Genomic DNA, 19,504 nt, shown 5'->3' with positions numbered 1-19,504 from the left:
TTCTTTTTTTTAATTTATAGTGAAAGATTTACTCCTAAAATAAACGACTTTGTTAAAGGGTAAAAACCTCTATCTACACCTCTTGTAAATGTGCCTCCATTTGCAAGTCCTGGGTCGAAGCCCGAATAATCTGTAATGGTAAACAAATTATTGGCTGTTACATAAATTCTAGCATTGGAAATGGCCAGTTTAGAAGTTACAGATTCTGGAAAAGTATAACCAATTTGAATGTTTTTCAATCTTAAATAAGAACCATCTTCTAAGAAATAACTCGAAGGGCGAATATTATTGTTGGGGTCGCCAAATGCATTTCTTGGAATACCGCTTCCCGTGTTTTGAGGTGTCCAAGCATTCAATAAATCTGATGACATATTGTTTCTGTCGGTTCTGTACAACCACATTTTTACACCGTTGTAAATTTTGTTGCCCTGCGTTCCTTGAAAAAACACACTGGCATCAAAGTTTTTATATCGGGCATTAAAATTCAATCCGTATTCAAAATCTGGAAGGCCACTGCCCATGTACTTTTTATCTTCATCACCTAAAGAACCATTGCCACTAATATCCGTAAACCTTAGGTCACCGGGAACAGCATCTGGCTGAACGCCATGGGCATCGATTTCTGCTTGTGTTTGAAAAATCCCATCGGCTTCAAATAAATAAAACCGTCCTATTTCCCCACCAACTTCGGTTCTTGTGGTTGGAAAGTTGTTAAACTCAATAAAGCCATCAGTAAAAGACTCATTGGCAACACCCAATTTTGTAACTTTATTTTTTGAGCTACTTATGTTTGCTGAAACATCAAAAGTGAAATCTTTATCGGAATCGCTATTATAAGTCAGCGATAAGCCCCAACCTTTGTTTTCTAAATTTCCGCCGTTTGTTAATGGAAATGACGTTATTCCTGACGATGCTGGAATTGGTACAGACACTAACATATCGGTTGTTTTAGAAATAAAATAATCAAAAGTAGCTTTAATACTATTATTTAAAAGTCCTAAATCTACCCCAATGTTTGTTGTTGCGGTTTCTTCCCATTGAATATCTGGAGTTGGCAACGAATTGGCAATGGCTCCAACCAATACATTTTGACTAACACCTTCGCCGAATGGGTAGTTTAGTTGCTGTCCGCCAGAACCTATTCGAGCTAAAAACAAATGCTCGCCAATAAGTTGATTTCCTAAAGTACCGTAGCTAAATCTAGGTTTTATTTGGCTAAATAAATCGGATTCAAAAAAATCTTCATTGTGCAATGCCCAACCTAAAGACAGAGAGTAAAATGTACCGTATTTATTATCTGGTCCAAATCGAGATGAACCATCGCGCCTTACACTGGTTTGTAAATAGTATTTTTTACTGAAATCGTAATTGATACGTCCAAAATAAGATTGCAATGTATTTGTTGAATTAAAACCATAAGCAGACTCGTCGCCAATACCAGCACTCAAAGCTTGAAGTTGGTCTGAAGCCAATGTGTTGTTTGAGCCACCAACCGATCTAAATTGGCTTTTTTCCCTTGATACACCCAATAAAACATCGACGTCGTGATTGCCAAATTTTTTACGATAGTTTAAGGTGTTGTTTAGGGTCCATTCGTTGGTTCTCGACCTTGATTCATCTAACAACGGATTGTCGTTGGTTGACTGTGGTCCAAAATTATAGGTAGGCAAGAAAAATGAAAAATGCGTATTCTCAACATTTGCCCCGTATTGGAACTGATAATTTAAGCCTTCAACAATTTCTAAAGTAGCTGAAATGTTAAACTGCATATAATCATCTTGATCCGCTCTGTCGGTAATGCTGCCTTCACCTATTGGGTTTCCAGAACCTAATCCGGTTGCAGGAGTAGCAAAACCGTTTAAAGAACTCGCATCATAAATGGCTTTATGCGGTAATTGCGAATAGATATCTAAAAATGGTGAAAAACTGGCGTTTCCGCCTCCAATGGGTTCAAAAATACCGCGGGTGTTTTCTCTGGTATAACTTAAGCCCGGAGAAATTTTCAGCCTGTCGTTTAGGAGTTTGAAATCCATATTAAGACGTGTATTCAATCTATCAAAGCCAGTGTTTATAACCGTTCCGGAATTATCAAAATAACCCGCAGAAAAGTTGTAATTCATTTTTTCTGTTCCGCCAGATATTCCAATATCATGTTTTTGTTCAAAGGCATTGCCTATATATTCGCCAACCCAATCCGAATCGGCATATTGCGCGCCATTTGTTAAATAAGGTGCCGGTGTAACTCCTACATTATTATAAGCTTCCAGTTTGATTTGATCGTGTTGGGCTTTGTTTGCCACACTTACATTATCGCTTACCGAATGTGTGCTTATATAAGAATTGATAGTCACTTTAGGTTCTCCCGTTTTACCTCTTTTTGTAGTGATAATTACAACGCCGTTTGATGCCCTTGAGCCATAAATTGTAGCTGCCGATGCATCTTTTAGCACACTTATGTTGGCAATATCTGCTGGATTGATATATGATAAATCTCCAGGAATACCATCTATAACGAATAACGGATTGTTGTTGCCAATGGTGCCTAAGCCCCTAATGCGTATAACCGGATTGCTTCCCGGTGCACCGGAAGCCGAAGACACGTTAACGCCCGCAGCCTGTCCTTGCAACGAGGTTGCGACATTGGCCGTCGGGATTTTTTGAATCTCAGCTACATTAACAGAGGTGATGGCAGCGGTTACTTCTTCCCGTTTTTGGGTGCCGTAACCTACCAAAACGACTTCGTCTAAACTTTCTGCGCTTTCCTCTAAGGAGACGTTAATGGTGGTTTGGTTTCTAACGGTAATTTCTTTGGTTAAAAACCCCAAGAAGCTGTAAACCAATACGGTTTGCTTGTTTGGCACTTCAATAGAATAGTTGCCTTCAAAATCGGATTGTGTCCCGATACTTTGGTCGCTTTTAAGAGTAACTGTTGCTCCGGGAAGTGGTATTCCTGCGCTGTCTGTAATGGTTCCGTTTACTTCAATGCTTTGCGAAAAAGCTTTGGTGGTAAACCCAAACGCCGTAAATACAAAAAGAAGTAAAAGCATTCTACTTAAAGTACGGTTTTTGTTTTTTGATTGTTTTTTTTTCATACTAGATTAGATTATTTGTTAGTCAGAACTCAGCCTATAAGTCTGTGCACGAGTTTATGTAGAATCAAATATTGTGATATTTTCAAATAAAACCTCAAAAATCACCTTTACTTGACCTTTACAATGCGTTAAATACCTTTGTTAAAGTGGGTTTAATGCGAAGTGGCCGTAAGGGGAAATTAAAAAAGAAAAGCGTTTTGTTTAGCAACAAGAATTTATGCCATCAAAAAGATAAATGACTTGTATTGAGTTAAAAGATGGGTTTAAATGTTTTCTAGAAAATCAACGAGATTGTCTTTTTTTTCCAATCCCATTTTTTTTCTTAATCGGTGTCTGCCTATTTCTACAGAGTTTAAAGAGATGTTATTGATGTTTGCTATTTCTTTCGAGCTTAATTTAAGCTTAACTTGTACGGCCAGCTGTATATCCTTTGTGGTTAAGTGCGGGTATTTTTCTTTAATTCTGAATAAAAAATCGCTTTGTAGGGTTTCTACGTTGGTATGGAATCTTTGTATGTCTTCATTAAAATCAAACTTAAAAGTATATTCTTTTATCAGCTTGTTAATGTCTTTTTTCAATTGATTTATATCGGTAAAATCTAAACTTTTAAACGACTTTGTAAGGTCTTTATATATGGATGTTCTTTGGGAAATGAATAAAGCCAAATTGGTTAGTTCCTTCATGCGGAATTCTAATTTGTGCTCCAGATTTTCCCGCAATAAAGACTGTGTTCTAAGCTTTTCTTTTGATAGTTTATGGTTTTGCAGGTAAATCGCTTTTTTCTTTTTTATATTGTTGTAAAGTGATGCGATAACAAGAATGGCAATAATTACCGATAATATAGAGCCTATAAGTATCGCCTTTCTCTTTTGTGCTTCTAAATCTCTTTGTTTTTCCAGTAATTTTATTTCCGACGCTCTTCGTTCATCTTCAAAAAGAATCCTCATTTCAGCTAATTTCTCACTTTTATTGCTTGAAAAAATTTCTGAGCTTCCTTCGGCATATTTTTTATAGTAATTAAAGGCCTCTTTGTAATTTTGCTTTGCGAGATAATAGTCAGACATAACCCTGTCGTTTTCCAAAATAAATTCCTTGTTGTCAATTATGTTTTCAATAATGGATCTCGATTCTTTTAAAAGCGCATAGCATTTATCAAAATTTCCGAGCTTTAAATTTACTATTGAAAGCTCATTTAAAATATGGACCTTGTTTTGGTCGTCCTTGATTTGATTAGTGATTTCCAATGAAGATTCTAAAAATTCCTTGGCGTAATCAAGCTTGTTGATTTTACGATAGCAAACACCCATGTTTTTCATGGTTTCGGCAATTCTATCTTTGTTGTTAAACTCCCTTTTTAACTCCAAAGATTTCTTGAAAAAAGTCAATGCCAAATTGCAGTCTCCTTTGCGCTCATGGATTAGTCCAATACTGTTGTAACTATAGGCAATGCGCTGTTTGTCGCCTATTTTTTCGTGTATTTTTAAAGTTTCCGTGTGGTATTCGAGAGCTTTATCAAAGTATCCGATGTCGAAATACAACCAGCCAAGGGTTCGTAGTGTAAAGGCTAAATCGTAATCATTCTCAATGTTTTTTCTAATTTCCAACGACTGTAATCCCAGTTGCAAAGCTTTATCATAAAAATCATTAAACAAATAACCTTGACAAAGATTAATAAGTGCCAACCCTTCTTGTTTTTTATCATTAAATTCCCGGGACAATTGTAAAGCTTCATTCGCATAATCTATAGTTTTGTTGGGGTTTATAGACCAGTAAATTTCGGCAACTCTATTTAATAAAGGCATTTTATCGCGACCAGTTGAATAAGGTAAAATGGTTAACAAGCTATCCAATTCCATTTGGGAGTCGCTTGGGTTTTCGTCCCAAATATTGGTTTGTGATTGCACGGTACAACTTATAAATACGAGTATATAAAGGATGGGTTTTATCAGTTTTTTCATGAGTCGATATTTATAAATTATTTAGAAACGCGCATAGGGCCATTGGCAGATACATGATTTACAAATATCGATATTATTAATTAATAAAGTTTTCAAAAAATCCAAAATGAAAGGTCAAGTAAAGGTGATTTTTCAATTATTAAATAAAAATAATCGAAATTTGTTGTGATTTGATTTTCGATAAACAGTGATGATTTTAAACCAGCAACATCCACATTAAAATGCATTTAAACAAAGTTGTTAAATATATAGGTGTTTTAGTATTGCTAGTAATTTTTAGTTGTAACAACACCAAAGAGCCAATAAAAACCGATACCAAAAATAGTTTTCTAAACTTTAGTGAAAATATTTTGGATTACCGCATAACACCAAAAGACTCCGTGGATAAATCTGGTTTGATGTTTTCGGACCAAGGTGCTTGGTTTGGGTATGGTTTGCATAAAGAACCGAATGAGTCCATTGGCTTTTCAGGGCCTTTTTTAATGACGCAGCAGAATGGTGTTTGGTTAACTACATCGTTTGTAAATGCTATGATTAAGGTTGACAATAACTTTGAATCGTTAAATGATGGTAGGGCGTATAGTTATTCAAGTCACTTGGAAAAAAATTATTCAAGTGATAAAATTCAGGTTAGTGAAAAATTGGTTTTTAAAAACGGACATACTGCTTTATTACAAACCAAAATAAAAAATATAGGCGATAAAAATATCAAATTGGAACTTTTATGGGGACATTCTCCTATTTTGATTTCTGGAATTTCTTTGTCTCAAAAGAATACCACCATCAAAATTAATTCTACAAAATCTAATGCCATTGGGTATTTAACTTTTCCGAAAGATGCGCAAGTTGACTTAGTGGATAGCTTGCAATACAAAGCAAAGAGCAATTTAAATCTCAAACCCAACGAAACAAAAGAAGTCGTAATTTCACAAACTTTCATTTTTCCCGAATATTCTTGGGAAGAAGAAAAAAGACAAATTCAAAACATAAATTTTGATGCCGTGTTGGACGCTCGAAAACAAGAAAAAAACAAGCAGCTAAAATCTATTATTGAAAACAGAAAACCACAATTTGAACATGATAAGTATGCCGAAGTTTTGGCTAAATCGCATTTAACACTACAAAATAATTGGCGAATTCCGGCTGGAGAACTTAAGCACGAAGGCTTGTTCCCAAGCTATCACTACAAATGGTTTAACGGATTTTGGTCGTGGGATTCTTGGAAACACGCTGTAGGTTTATCGTATTACGATACCAGTTTGGCAAAAAACCAAATGCGGGCCATGTTCGATTTTCAGAGTGAAGACGGCTTTATAGTCGATTGTATTTTTCGAGACACTATTATTGAGCCACATAATTATCGCGATACCAAACCGCCACTTGCTGCTTGGGCAGTCGTTAAAATTTATGAAAAAGACAAAGATGTTGAATTTGTAAAAGAATTCTACCCGAAGTTAAAATTATATCACAATTGGTGGTACAATAAACGCGACCACGACCAAGATGGATTGTGTGAATACGGTTCAACCGATGGGACTTTAATTGCCGCTAAATGGGAAAGCGGGATGGATAATGCCATTCGTTTCGACGATTCTAAAATTTTAAAAAATAGCGAAGGTGCTTATTCCCTAAACCAAGAAAGTGTCGATTTAAACGCATATTTGTATGCTGAAAAACTATATTTAAGCCAATTGGCTAAAGTGATAAATAATTTAGATGACACTAAAAAATATAAAGCTGAAGCTGAACAATTAAAAGATAAAATACAACACCAATTTTATGATAAGGAAGACGGTTGGTTTTACGATACGAATTTAGAAGGCAGTACTTTTATTAAAGGTGAAGGTAGCGAAGGCTGGACCGCACTTTGGGCAAACGCCGCAACTCAAGAACAAGCCAATGCCGTAAAAAATAAAATGATGGATTCTGAAAAATTTTACACTAAAGTGCCCTTTCAAACCATGAGTGCCGATCACGAAAGATTCGACCCGCTAGAAGGCTATTGGCGAGGCCCGAACTGGTTAGATCAAGCTTATTTTGGTGTAAAAGGCTTGCGTAATTATGGGTTCCATGCCGAGGCAGACCAAGCCACCATTCAAATAATTAAAGGTGCGGAAGGCATGTTAGGAAAAGGACAATCCATTCGAGAAAATTATCACCCATTAACGGGAGAAGGCCTAAACGCCCAAAATTTTAGTTGGAGTGCCGCCCACCTTATTATGTTATTACAAAACAATTAAATGAATTACGATACTCTAAAAATATCCATTCAACAGGCCGAAGATATACTCTTCAAACTATTTCATATCAAAGGAAAAGCTTCTGTGTTGCCCGGTGAGGTCGATTTTAATTTCAGAATAAAAGTTGCTAATTCAGAAGGCTATATTTTAAAAATATCACGCCCTAACGAGAATGACAACTACCTCGATTTTCAACAAAAATTATTGCAATTTGTTCAAGATAATGGGCGAAATCTCATTACCCCAAAAGTTATATGCGATAATAAAGGCAAGGCCATTTCTGAAATTACAGACGATTTTGGCAATAAGCGCAAAGTGCGACTTTTAAGTTGGGTTTCAGGCAGGGTTTGGAGTTCTGTCAATCCGCAATTAAACGATTTACGCTTTAGTTTAGGCGAACAATGCGGGCGACTTACCAAAGCTTTACAAGGTTTTGAACATCCCGAAGCACATCGGGAATTTGAATGGGATGTGGCACAATCACTTTGGACAAAAGCCCATGTAAATTTGTTTAAAAACGAAGAAAAAGCAATTGTTCAATATTTTCAAAATTCGTTTGAAAAACATGAAACGACCTATTCAAAATTAAGAAAAGCTGTTGTTCATAATGACGCCAACGACAATAATGTTATTGTTTCTTCAGACTTGATACACCCCAAAGTTCAAGCCGCCATCGATTATGGCGATGCCATACACACGCAAATAATTAACGATGTTACCATTGCCTGTGCTTACGCCATAATGCATCATAACGACCCGTTGGAAGCGGCTTTACCCATTGTTAAAGGCTATCATTCAACATTTACTTTGCAAGAAAAGGAGTTGAGGCATTTGTATAATGCGATTGCCATGCGATTGGTGATTTCGGTAACAAAATCCGCAATTAATAAGATTGAGGAGCCTGATAATGCCTACTTGTTAATTAGTGAAAAGCCGGCTTGGGAAGTCCTTGAAAAATGGCGAAACATAAGTGCGGATTTTGCTTATTATAGTTTTAGAAATGCCTGTGGATGGGAGGCACATCCTAACGAAAATGAGTTTAAAAACTGGGTGTCAAAACAAAGTTTTAAGTTTACGGAATTGTTCCCTTCTATTGATAAAAATGAAGCGCTTCAATTAGATTTAAGTGTGTCCAGCAAATGGATTGGGCATCAAGAAGATTTTAATGATTTAGATGTGTTTCAGTTTAAAATCAATCAACTTCAAAAGAAAAATCCTCATAAAATTATTGCTGGTGGCTATTTGGAACCGCGACCGTTATACACGTCAAATAGCTATGATAAAATAGGGAACTACGGTAAAGAAAGCCGAACAATTCATTTGGGTGTTGATTTTTGGCTTCCGGAACATACGGCTGTTCACGCCTTGTTTGATGGCGAAGTGGTTTTGGCTGTTAATGATTCGGGAGAAAAGGAATATGGCGGATTGGTCGTTTTAAAACACAAGACGCATCAATTGGAATTTTACACGCTATATGGGCATTTATCGGTGGCTAGTGCTACTAAAAACAAAGCAGGTGATATTATTAAAAAAGGTGAAAAAATTGGCGTATTGGGAAATGCGGAAGAAAACGGCAATTGGGTGCCACACCTTCATTTTCAAGTGATGCTTTCACTTTTGGACTATAAAAACGATTTTCCGGGTGTTGCGTATTATAACCAAATAGAGGTTTGGAAAAGCATTTGTCCAGACCCAAATTTATTCTTCAAATCGGAAGCACTTCAAAATACTATTAAAAATTCAAACGAAGATTTAATCAATTACCGAAAACAACATTTAGGTAAAAGTTTAGGCCTTCAATATAAAGTGCCCATTAAAATGGTACGTGGTGCTGGTCAGTATTTAATGGATCAATTTGGACGTAAATATTTAGATACGGTGAATAATGTGGCGCACGTGGGTCATGAAAAATACGAAGTTGTAAAAGCGGGGCAAGAACAAATGGCATTAATCAATACCAATTCACGCTATTTACACGACAATATTAATGATTTAGCAAAAGAATTGATTGAGACTTTGCCAACAGAACTCAGTGTATTGCATTTTGTAAATTCTGGTAGTGAGGCCAACGAATTGGCCATTAGAATGGTTAAAGCCCATACCGGTGAGCGCGATATTATTGCTTCCGAAGTTGGTTATCACGGAAATACCAACATGTGTATCGATATTAGTTCGTATAAGTTTGATGGAAAGGGCGGCAGCGGTGCACCGGAGCACACCCATATTTTCCCGTTGCCAGATGCCTTTAGAGGAAAATATCGAGGTGGAAACAGTGCTGAAAAATACGCTGAAGAGGTACAAAAGCAAATCGATATGGTTCATAAAAAAGGGCGAGGTGTCGCTGCTTTTATTATTGAACCCATAATAAGTTGTGGCGGACAAATTGAATTGCCGAAAGGATTTTTAGCTAAAGCATACAAGCGTGTTAGAGCAGCTGGCGGACTATGTATTTCAGATGAGGTGCAAGTGGGCTGTGGCAGAATGGGAAAATCGTTTTGGGGCTTTCAACTGCACGATGTTGTTCCAGATATCGTCACTATTGGTAAACCATTGGGTAACGGCCACCCCATTGCAGCGGTTGCATGTACACAAGACGTTGCCGATAAATTTGCCAACGGGATGGAGTACTTCAATACGTTTGGAGGAAATCCGGTGTCTTGCGCCATTGCTACCGAGGTTTTACGAACCGTAAAGCGAGAGAAATTACAGGAAAATGCTTTAAAAATTGGAACATATTTAAAAGATGAACTGAATATGTTAGCTCAAGAATTTCCCATTATTGGCGATGTACGCGGACAAGGGTTGTTCTTGGGGATTGAGCTTGTTGATGCCAATATGAATCCTTTGGCAGCACAAACCGATTATTTAGCCAACAGAATGAAAGACCACGGTATTTTAATGAGTACCGATGGTCCAGATCACAATGTGTTAAAAATAAAACCACCCATTGTATTTAATGAAGCGAATGCGGCAGAACTGATTTTTTATTTAAGGAAAATATTTGCAGAAGATTTTATGCAATTTTAAAAATATACGAATGAGATTTAAAGGATTAAGTATTATCATGATTTGTGTTGCACTAGGTTGTACAAATGCACCGTTGTTAGAAGTTTCAGAACAAAAATTTCATAATAATCATAAAATATTTGAAGATAATAAACTTGCGCCAAGAGCTACTTTTTTTGGCTTTGAATCGGCAGATATTACCGTCAATGAAAAATCAAAACGCTATTTAAACTTAAATGGGCCATGGAAATTTAATTGGGTAAAAGACCCTAAAAAAAGACCAACAACATTTCAAAACGCAGATTTTAACGATTCCGATTGGAACAGCATTACGGTCCCAGCCAATTGGGAAGTAGAAGGTTTCGGCCATCCTATTTATTTAGACGAGCGTTATCCGTTCACTACAAAATGGCCAGATGCCCCAACAGATTACAACCCTGTAGGCACCTATAGAAAGGAAATAAATTTAAACGCTTCATTTTTATCAGAAGATGTTATCCTGCACTTTGCTGGCGCTAAATCTGCCATGTATGTTTATATAAACGGCCAGTATGTTGGCTATTCCCAAGGCAGCAAAACTCCTGCGGAATTTAATATCACCAAGTATGTAAAAGAAGGAAAAAACCTTTTGGCCTTACAAATGTTCCGTTGGAGCGATGCCAGTTATTTGGAAAGTCAAGATATGTTGCGCATGAGCGGTATTGAACGCGATGTGTATTTGTACACTCAGCCCAAAGTGTCAGTTTCAGATTATCACGCTTATACGAATTTAGATGAAAATTATACCCATGGTATTTTTAAGAATACGGTTTCAATTGTTAATCATTCCAAAGAAGATGTAAAAAGAAAACTAACGATTGAAATTTTTGATGGAGAAACCTTAAAATACACAGACTCTAAAGGGTTGGAAATTCATGCGGATGAAAGCATGCATGTCACTTCGGAAACAATGATTGACCATGTAAAACAATGGTCTGCTGAACAACCAAATTTATACACGCTTAAAATAGCTTTGGAAGATGAATCTAATGCGAAAAACAATCAGTATATCACAAGAAGCATTGGCTTTAAAAGCGTAGAAATAAAAAATGCCCAGGTATTAATAAACGGAAAGGCCATTTACATTCGAGGCGTTAATAGGCACGAAACGGATCCTTTTACCGGCCATGTCGTTTCTCGGGAATCTATGGAGAAAGACATTAAATTAATGAAGCAAAACAACATTAACGCTGTGCGTTCGTCGCATTATCCTAACGACCCATATTGGTTGGAGTTATGCGATAAATATGGCTTGTATGTTGTTAACGAAGCCAATATTGAAAGCCACCCGTTAGCCATAAACGAAAACACCCAAATTGGCAATGAAATGAGTTGGTTGCCCGCACATGAAATGCGTACCAAACGTATGTTTTATCGCGACAGAAATCACGCGTCCATTTATTCCTGGTCTTTGGGTAACGAAGCTGGAAAAGGTGAGGTTTTTAGAACTACGTATAAGTGGTTAAAAGCAAATGATGATAATCGTATTGTGCAATACGAGCCAGCCGGAAAGGATGATTACACCGATCTGTATTGCCCCATGTATCCCAAACCGGAATATTTAATTAATCACGGTAAATCCAATTCCAACAAGCCTTCCATCATGATTGAGTACGCACATGCCATGGGGAATTCAGTTGGAAACTTGCAAGATTATTGGGATATTATTGAAACCTATCCCAACCTACAAGGTGGCTTTATTTGGGATTGGGTAGACCAAGCTTTGGAGTATAAATATGAAGATGGCAAACCGTATTTGGCTTACGGGCACGATTATCACCCCGATTTGCCAACCGACGGAAACTTTTTAAACAATGGTTTGGTTGACCCGTACAGAAACCCACATCCTCATTTAACCGAGGTGAAAAAAGTGTATCAGCCCGCACAATTTTATTATTTAGGCAGCGGTGTTATCGAAATAGAAAACAAAAACTTTTTTAGTGATTTTTCGGATAAAACCATCGCTTGGAAACTTTTAAAAGACGGAAAAGAAGTCTTTAAAAATGAAAACATTACAGTTAATGTGGAACCTCAAAATACACAAAAACTTAAATTAAGTAACCTTCCAAAATCCTTTTCTTCAGAAAGCGAATATATACTGCAAGTGAGTTTAATTCAAAATGCAAATCGCCATTTGGTTGAAAAAGGACATGAAGTTGCTTGGGATGAGTTCCTGCTTCAAAAAGGAAATCCTGCGAAGCAGTCTTCTTCAAAAGGAAACAACTTGGATATAATTGAAGCCGACGGGACAATACATATAAAAAACAGTACCGTAGATTTTAAAATCAATGCCGAAACAGGTGAAATTGAATCGTGGAAACACGTGGGACAATTAATAACCAACGAAGCTATCCGTCCAAATTTTTGGCGTCCACCCACGGATAACGATTTAGGAAACAAAATGCAGAAATGGGCTAGAATTTGGCAAGATGCTACATACAATTATAGTTCCCAATGGGTTGAAAAACCTAAAACATCAATCGAAGGTATAACCTATAAAGTCCATTATTTGTTACCAAACAATGAAGCAAAAGTAGAGGTGAAGTACACCTTAAAACACAATGGAAGCTTAAATGTGGATTATAGTTTTAATCCCAATCAAAAGGAACTTCCAAATATTCCGCGTTTGGGCATGTACATGACCCTACCGAAAGATTTTACCGATGTGTCTTGGTACGGTAAAGGTCCAACAGAAAGTTATTGGGATAGAAAAACTGGCGTAAAAACGGGGATTTACTCAGGAAAGACAACAGACCAGTTTGAGCGCTATTTGCGCCCACAAGAAACAGGAAACAAGACCGATGTGCGCTGGGTTAAAGTAGCATCAAACAACTTAACTTTAAAAGCATCAAGTCGTATTTTATTGAACACAAGTGTTTGGCCTTTTGCTATGCCAGAAATCGATTTTAAAAGTGGTGATGCTAGCGAATCGGCTTCAGGTTTGGTGCCTGTAACCACGAAACATGGTGCGGATATTAAATTTGGAGAAACCATACATTGGAATATCGATTACTTGCAAATGGGCGTTGGCGGCGATACGTCTTGGGGGCGTTTAGTGCATCCAGAGTACACCATTCCTGCAAATAATACGTACAAATATTCATTTAGCATCATGCCAAATACTGTTACAAAGTATTGATAATAGGGTTGATGAAGTGGGTGTTTAGAGGTATGTTAATTTGATTTGAATAGTAAGATGTCATCAAACTTTGTTTGAAATTCGTTTTTTTATTGAGAAATGAGGCTGTTTAAAAAAGTCTAATTCTATGTCATATTGATTACTTCGACGGCGCTCAGCACAGGCTTTGTCGAAATATTTTAACTTATTTATAAGCAAGATAGGTTTCGACAGGCTAAACCTGACAAGCTAAATTAAAAAGACTTTTTAGGCAGCCTCTTTTTAAATATTAAATCGAAATTGATTTTATTAATTATTTAATTTCCAATCCTTTTAAATAAACTTTCTCAATTTGATGGTTTCCAAATGAATAGGGTATAAATCCATAAGAATTAATGGGTTTTGTAAGAATGATATTCGCCAATTTCCCTTTGGTAATAGAACCCACTTGTTTTCCCAATCCCATGGCATAAGCTCCATTTACAGTGGCGGCATTTAAGGCTTCTTCGGGTGTCATTTTCATTTTGATGCAAGCCGTGGAAATCACAAAATTCATGTTTCCCGATGGTGTCGAACCCGGGTTGTAATCGGTTGCCAAGGCTAGTGGTAAACCGGCATCAATCATTTTTCTGGCCGGTGTGTACGGAATGCTTAAAAAATAGGAGCAACTCGGTAAAGCTACCGGCATGGTTTTGGTGTTTTTTAAAGCCTCAATGTCTTCATCCCGCATTTCCTCTAAATGATCAACCGATAAGGCTTTGTATTTTACACCAACTTGCACGCCACCAATGGCGGTAAATTGATTAACGTGAATTTTAGGAATGAGCCCGAGTTTTTTTCCGGCTTCCAAAATAAGCGCCGTGTCTTCCACGGAAAAATACCCGGTTTCGCAAAAAATATCGACGTATTCTGCGAGGTTTTCCGAAGCAATTATAGGCATTACATCGTCTATAAGCATTTGTAAATAGCCTCTTTTATTGTTTTTATAATTTAAAGGAACCGCATGAGCACCTAAAAAAGTGGCTTTTATTTCAATAGGGTAATTTTCCTTTAAGCGTTTAATAACACGGAGCATTTTTAATTCGGCATCGGCAGTTAAACCGTAACCCGATTTAATTTCAACGGCACCAGTGCCTAATTGCATCACTTCTTCCAAACGGGTTTTGCTTTGATTATATAAATCATCTTCAGACGTTTCCTGAAGTTTTTTAGCTGAATTTAAAATACCGCCACCGTTATTAGCAATGTCTTCGTAGGATAGTCCGTTGATTCTATCCACAAATTCGCCTTCTCGATTACCGGCATAAACAATATGCGTGTGCGAGTCGCACCATGAGGGTAAAATCATTTTTCCTGTGGCATCAACTATCATGTCGAATTCTGAATTCGGACACTCATACATTTTTCCATAATCTGAAATCAATCCGTTTTCAACTACTAAAAAAGCGTTTTTAATGGTTGGTAAAATCTTCATTGCAGCACCAGAAACAAAGTCGATTTGTTTGTCGCGTACTTGAATGAGTTCTTTAATATTTTTAAAAAGTGTGGTCATTAAAATAAATCGTTTAAAATATTGTCTTCAACTAAATTGGGTATGGTAACTTTTAAATTGGGAGTCCGTTCCATTTCGCGTTTTATGGCGAATAAAGCCTCTTCGTTTCGTGCCCAACTTCGGCGAGCTATACCATTATTTACATCGTAAAAAAGCATGCTTTTTAACCGTGCTTCGGCTTCTGGCGTGCCATCTAATAATAAGCCGAAACCACCATTAATAACCTCGCCCCAACCTACGCCACCGCCATTGTGAATGGACACCCAAGTAGCGCCTCTAAAGCTATCGCCAATAACGTTGTGGATGGCCATGTCCGCGGTAAATTTACTGCCATCGTAAATATTTGAGGTTTCCCTAAACGGCGAATCGGTGCCGCTAACATCGTGATGGTCGCGCCCTAAAACCACGGGGCCAATATCGCCTTTTGCAATGGCATCGTTAAACGCTTTGGCAATTTTTGTGCGTCCTTCTGCATCGGCATACAAAATACGTGCTTGCGAACCGACCACCATGTTGTTTTGCTTCGCATTTTTTATCCATGTGATGTTGTCCTGCATTTGTAATTGAATTTCTTCTGGGGAATGTTCCATGATTTCCTGTAAAACCTTAGCAGCAATAGCATCGGTTTTATCTAAATCTTCGGATTTTCCCGAAGTGCAAACCCAACGGAAAGGTCCAAAACCATAATCGAAACACATAGGCCCTAAAATATCCTGCACGTAGGATGCGTATTTAAAATCGATACCGTTTTCTGCCATTACATCGGCACCTGCTCTGGATGATTCCAATAAAAAAGCATTGCCATAATCGAAGAAATACGTGCCTTTTGCAGTGTGATTATTTATTGATGCTGCATGTCTTCGCAACGTTGTTTGTACTTTTTCTTTAAATAATTCTGGGTTTTCACGAATTAATCGGTTTGATGCTTCATAAGAAATATCAGCAGGATAATAACCACCGGTCCACGGAATGTGCAACGAGGTTTGATCGGATCCCACATGCACGAAAATATCCTCTTCATAAAAGCGCTCCCAAACATCAACAACGTTGCCAATATAGGCTATTGAAACGATTTCATTATTTTCTTGAGCCTGTTTTACTCGGGTAACTAAATCGCCCATATCATCAATAAGTACATCCACCCAACCTTGTTCATGTCGTTTGGTGGCCGCTTTCGGGTTCACTTCGGCACAAACGGTTATGCAACCTGCAATGTTTCCCGCTTTTGGTTGTGCGCCACTCATACCACCCAATCCGGCAGTTAAAAATATTTTTCCCGCGGGTGTTTCATCTTTTTGTAAAATTTTTCTAAAGGCATTCATAACGGTAATAGTTGTGCCGTGTACAATCCCTTGTGGGCCAATGTACATAAACGAACCCGCCGTCATTTGTCCGTATTGCGATACCCCTAGAGCGTTAAACTTTTCCCAATCGTCGGGTTGGGAATAATTGGGAATAACCATGCCATTGGTTACTACAACCCTTGGCGCATTTTTAGACGATGGAAATAATCCCATGGGATGACCGGAATACAGATGTAAAGTCTGCTCATCGGTCATAGTTGCTAAATATTGCATTGTCAAAAGGTACTGCGCCCAATTTTGAAACACGGCGCCATTGCCACCATAGGTAATCAATTCCTCGGGATGTTGGGCCACGGCAGGATCCAGATTGTTTTGAATCATAAGCATAATCGCAGCTGCTTGCTTAGATTTGGCAGGATAATCACCTATGTTTCTAGCGTATATTTTATAGTTTGGTTTAAAACGGTACATGTAAATACGACCAAAATCCTGTAATTCTTGGGCAAATTCCAAAGCCAATTCTTTGTGCCATTTTTTAGGAAAGTATCGTAGCGCATTTCGAATAGCCAGTTGTTTTTCCTCTTTAGATAAAATATCTTTTCGTTTTGGCGCTCTATTGGCATCTTTTGGATAAGCGCGCTTTACCGGTAACTCCGTTGGTATGCCTTGTAATATGTGATCTTTAAAAGTCATCATTTAGAATGTATTAATGTACAATAAAAACTTGATTTTTCACCATAGTTATTAAGGTGTTGATGTCGTCTTTTAAAACGCGATCGTCTTCTAGTTTAGCCACTTGTTGTCTTATGATTTTGAAGTTTTCTTCAATGGTTTTTGAAAAGGTATTGGGTCTTCTAAATTCCAAAGCTTGTGCGGCGTACATGAGTTCAATGGCCAATATTTTTTCAATATTCCCTAAAATTTGATTGAACTTACGCCCAGAAATACTGCCCATCGAAACATGATCTTCTTGCCCTAAAGAGGTTGGAATACTATCTGCCGACGGCGGAAAACACAAGGATTTGTTTTCGGTTACCAAGGCTGCTGTGGTGTATTGCGGAATCATAAATCCGGAATTTAGGCCACCAGCTTCGGTTAATAAACGCGGTAATCCGTATTTGCCTTCTAATAGTAAATAACACCGTCTGTCTGCAATATTTCCGAGTTCGGAAGCGGCGATGGAAGCATAATCCAAGGCCATGGCTAAAGGTTGCCCGTGAAAATTTCCGCCAGAAACAGCTTCGGTTTCACTTAAAATGATAGGATTATCTGTAACCGAATTCATTTCAATTTCCGCCAATTCATTCAAATGACAATAGGCATTTCTTGAAGCGCCATGAACCTGTGGCATACAACGGATGGAATACGGGTCTTGCACACGACTGCATTCAAAATGATTTTCAAGGTTTTGTGAATCTTTCAATAACATTCTTATGCGTTCGGCAACTTTTAAATTCCCTTTAAACGGCCGGATTTTATGCAGGGCTTCTTTAAAGGGCGACGCGCTTCCTTGAAAACCTTCCAAACTCATCGTTCCGGAAACATCGGCCAAATCAAGTAAATAGGCCATTTTTTTTAATCCGATAATGGCATGTGCCAAAATAAATTGTGTGCCGTTTATTAATCCTAAACCTTCTTTGGCTTCCAATTTCATCGGTTTTAAACCGTGTTGTTTTAATACCGTTTTTGCTGGTTTAATGCTGTTGTCAACCCAAAATTCACCTTCACCCAATAAAGGCAAAAATAAATGGGCTAGGGGCGCTAAATCTCCCGAGGCACCAACCGAACCTTGTTCTGGGACAATGGGCAACAAATCGTTTTCAATAAAATAAATAATGCGTTCAATGAGCTCTAAACGTACTCCGGAAAATCCTTGGCATAAGGCGTGTACTTTGCAAATCATCATGATTTTTGAAAGCTCTTTATCAATCGGGTTTCCAACACCAACGGCATGGGTAATCAATAAATTTTCTTGTAATTTACTGGTTTGCTCGGGTGTGATTTGAACGTCGCATAATGGGCCAAAACCTGTGTTAATACCATACACGGCTTTGTTTGAACTGGCTATGGTTTCAACGTTTTGTCTGCATTTTTTTATATTGTTTTTAACATCTTCGGTCATGCCAGCATGTAAAGTTCCGTTTGCAATGGCAATGGCTTTATTAACTGTAAGATGCTCTGTTCCGTATTTAAACATGTTTTTCTCTGTAATGGTTGTGTTAACAAAGTTATTCTTATTTTTGATGCTTATTAAGATTAATAATGTTATTAATTAATAACTATGAAGTATCAATTGGAGTTAAGGCATCTCAAATATTTTATAGCTGTTGCCGAAGATTTACATTTTAGAAAAGCGGCAGAGCGTTTGTTTATTTCGCAACCCGGATTGAGCCGACAAATAAAACAAATGGAAGACGATTTAGGTATTAAATTGTTTGAACGCCACAACAGAAAAGTGGAACTGACAAAAGCGGGACGTTACCTTAAAACCGAAATCACGCAACATTTAAAGGATTTAGACCGTATTTTTAACCAAGCCAAATTGTTAAGTGATGGCATTGGTGGCGATTTAAAATTTGGCTATGTGGGTTCTGCAATGCAAGAGATTATACCAAACCTGTTACTAAAGTTTAGAACTGAAAACCCCAATGCACACTTTAGTTTAAAAGAATTGGATAACCTAAAACAAATAGACAGTTTGCTGTCGCACGATATTGATATTGGTTTTGTGCGTTTGGAACGCGTGCCCCGAGATTTACAGATTAAGCCCATTTTAAAAGAGAATTTTTGCTTGGTATTGCCTGAAAATCATCCGATAAACGCTACCAATTTTAAAAATCTGAAGCAATTTAAAAATGATGCTTTTATTCTATTCGATTCTAAATATAGTGCGTCTTATTTCGAGAAAGTGATGCAAATATTTGACGACAATGGGTTCACCCCAATTATTGCGCATAACACCATTCATGCGAGTTCTATTTATAAATTGGTCGAAAATGAATTCGGGATTTCCATTGTGCCAAAATCGCTTCAAAATCAAAATGTAAAAGGGGTTAAATTTATAGAATTGTCAAAAATCCCTCAAAAAACCGTCCTATCGGTCATCTGGAATAAAAAGAATAGAAACCCCATATTAAAAAAGTTTTTAACTCATATTAACTAAAAAAGCAGTAAAAACTAGCTTTGTTTACTGCA

Annotated in this window: 9 protein-coding genes; 4 read left to right on the top strand and 5 right to left on the bottom strand. The window is 37.4% G+C overall.

The genetic code is table 11. The features are described 5' to 3' along the window. Positions 1–14: 14 nt before the first annotated feature. Together ACN5J7_RS08135 and ACN5J7_RS08130 are read right to left on the bottom strand one after the other, a co-directional pair. A complete protein-coding gene (locus ACN5J7_RS08135; RefSeq protein WP_418603492.1) occupies positions 15–3,092 on the bottom strand; it encodes a SusC/RagA family TonB-linked outer membrane protein in 3,078 nt (1,025 codons plus the stop codon). A 263-nt stretch (positions 3,093–3,355) separates the two neighbouring features. Beyond that, positions 3,356–5,050, bottom strand: a complete 1,695-nt coding sequence (locus ACN5J7_RS08130; protein ID WP_311939803.1) for a tetratricopeptide repeat protein — start codon at positions 5,048–5,050, stop codon at positions 3,356–3,358. Between the two features lie 221 nt (positions 5,051–5,271). On the opposite strand from ACN5J7_RS08130, the gene ACN5J7_RS08125 reads away from it, so the two are divergent. The 3 genes from ACN5J7_RS08125 to ACN5J7_RS08115 are packed head-to-tail and all read left to right on the top strand — an operon-like array spanning position 5,272 to position 13,474. Then, entirely contained in the window at positions 5,272–7,290 is a 2,019-nt protein-coding gene (locus ACN5J7_RS08125; protein WP_311939804.1) for an MGH1-like glycoside hydrolase domain-containing protein, read from the top strand. Then, entirely contained in the window at positions 7,291–10,317 is a 3,027-nt protein-coding gene (locus tag ACN5J7_RS08120) for an aminotransferase class III-fold pyridoxal phosphate-dependent enzyme (RefSeq protein ID WP_418603491.1), read from the top strand. Between the two features lie 10 nt (positions 10,318–10,327). Further along, entirely contained in the window at positions 10,328–13,474 is a 3,147-nt protein-coding gene (locus ACN5J7_RS08115; protein ID WP_311939806.1) for a glycoside hydrolase family 2 TIM barrel-domain containing protein, read from the top strand. A gap of 292 nt (positions 13,475–13,766) precedes the next feature. On the opposite strand, the gene hutI is transcribed toward ACN5J7_RS08115, so the two are convergent. From hutI to hutH, 3 genes are read right to left on the bottom strand one after another with little or no spacing between them, the layout of a single operon-like run. Beyond that, a complete protein-coding gene (gene hutI / locus ACN5J7_RS08110; RefSeq protein WP_418603490.1) occupies positions 13,767–15,005 on the bottom strand; it encodes an imidazolonepropionase in 1,239 nt (412 codons plus the stop codon). Beyond that, positions 15,005–17,002, bottom strand: coding sequence for a urocanate hydratase (locus ACN5J7_RS08105; protein ID WP_418603520.1), 1,998 nt, complete (start codon positions 17,000–17,002; stop codon positions 15,005–15,007). The genes hutI and ACN5J7_RS08105 overlap by 1 nt, the downstream gene beginning before the upstream one ends. Before the next feature lie 13 nt (positions 17,003–17,015). Beyond that, positions 17,016–18,506: a histidine ammonia-lyase gene (gene hutH, locus ACN5J7_RS08100; RefSeq protein ID WP_418603489.1), complete on the bottom strand. Its 1,491-nt coding sequence runs from the start codon at positions 18,504–18,506 to the stop codon at positions 17,016–17,018. A gap of 84 nt (positions 18,507–18,590) precedes the next feature. Between hutH and ACN5J7_RS08095 the strand changes: the two genes are divergently transcribed. Next, positions 18,591–19,472: a LysR family transcriptional regulator gene (locus tag ACN5J7_RS08095; protein WP_311939812.1), complete on the top strand. Its 882-nt coding sequence runs from the start codon at positions 18,591–18,593 to the stop codon at positions 19,470–19,472. The last annotated feature ends 32 nt before the right edge of the window (positions 19,473–19,504 follow it).

It is taken from the genome of Hwangdonia sp. (assembly GCF_048381975.1).
GTDB lineage: Bacteria > Bacteroidota > Bacteroidia > Flavobacteriales > Flavobacteriaceae > Hwangdonia > Hwangdonia seohaensis.
Note: the sequence above shows the minus strand (reverse complement) of the source record. Positions and strands in the feature narration are given on the sequence as shown.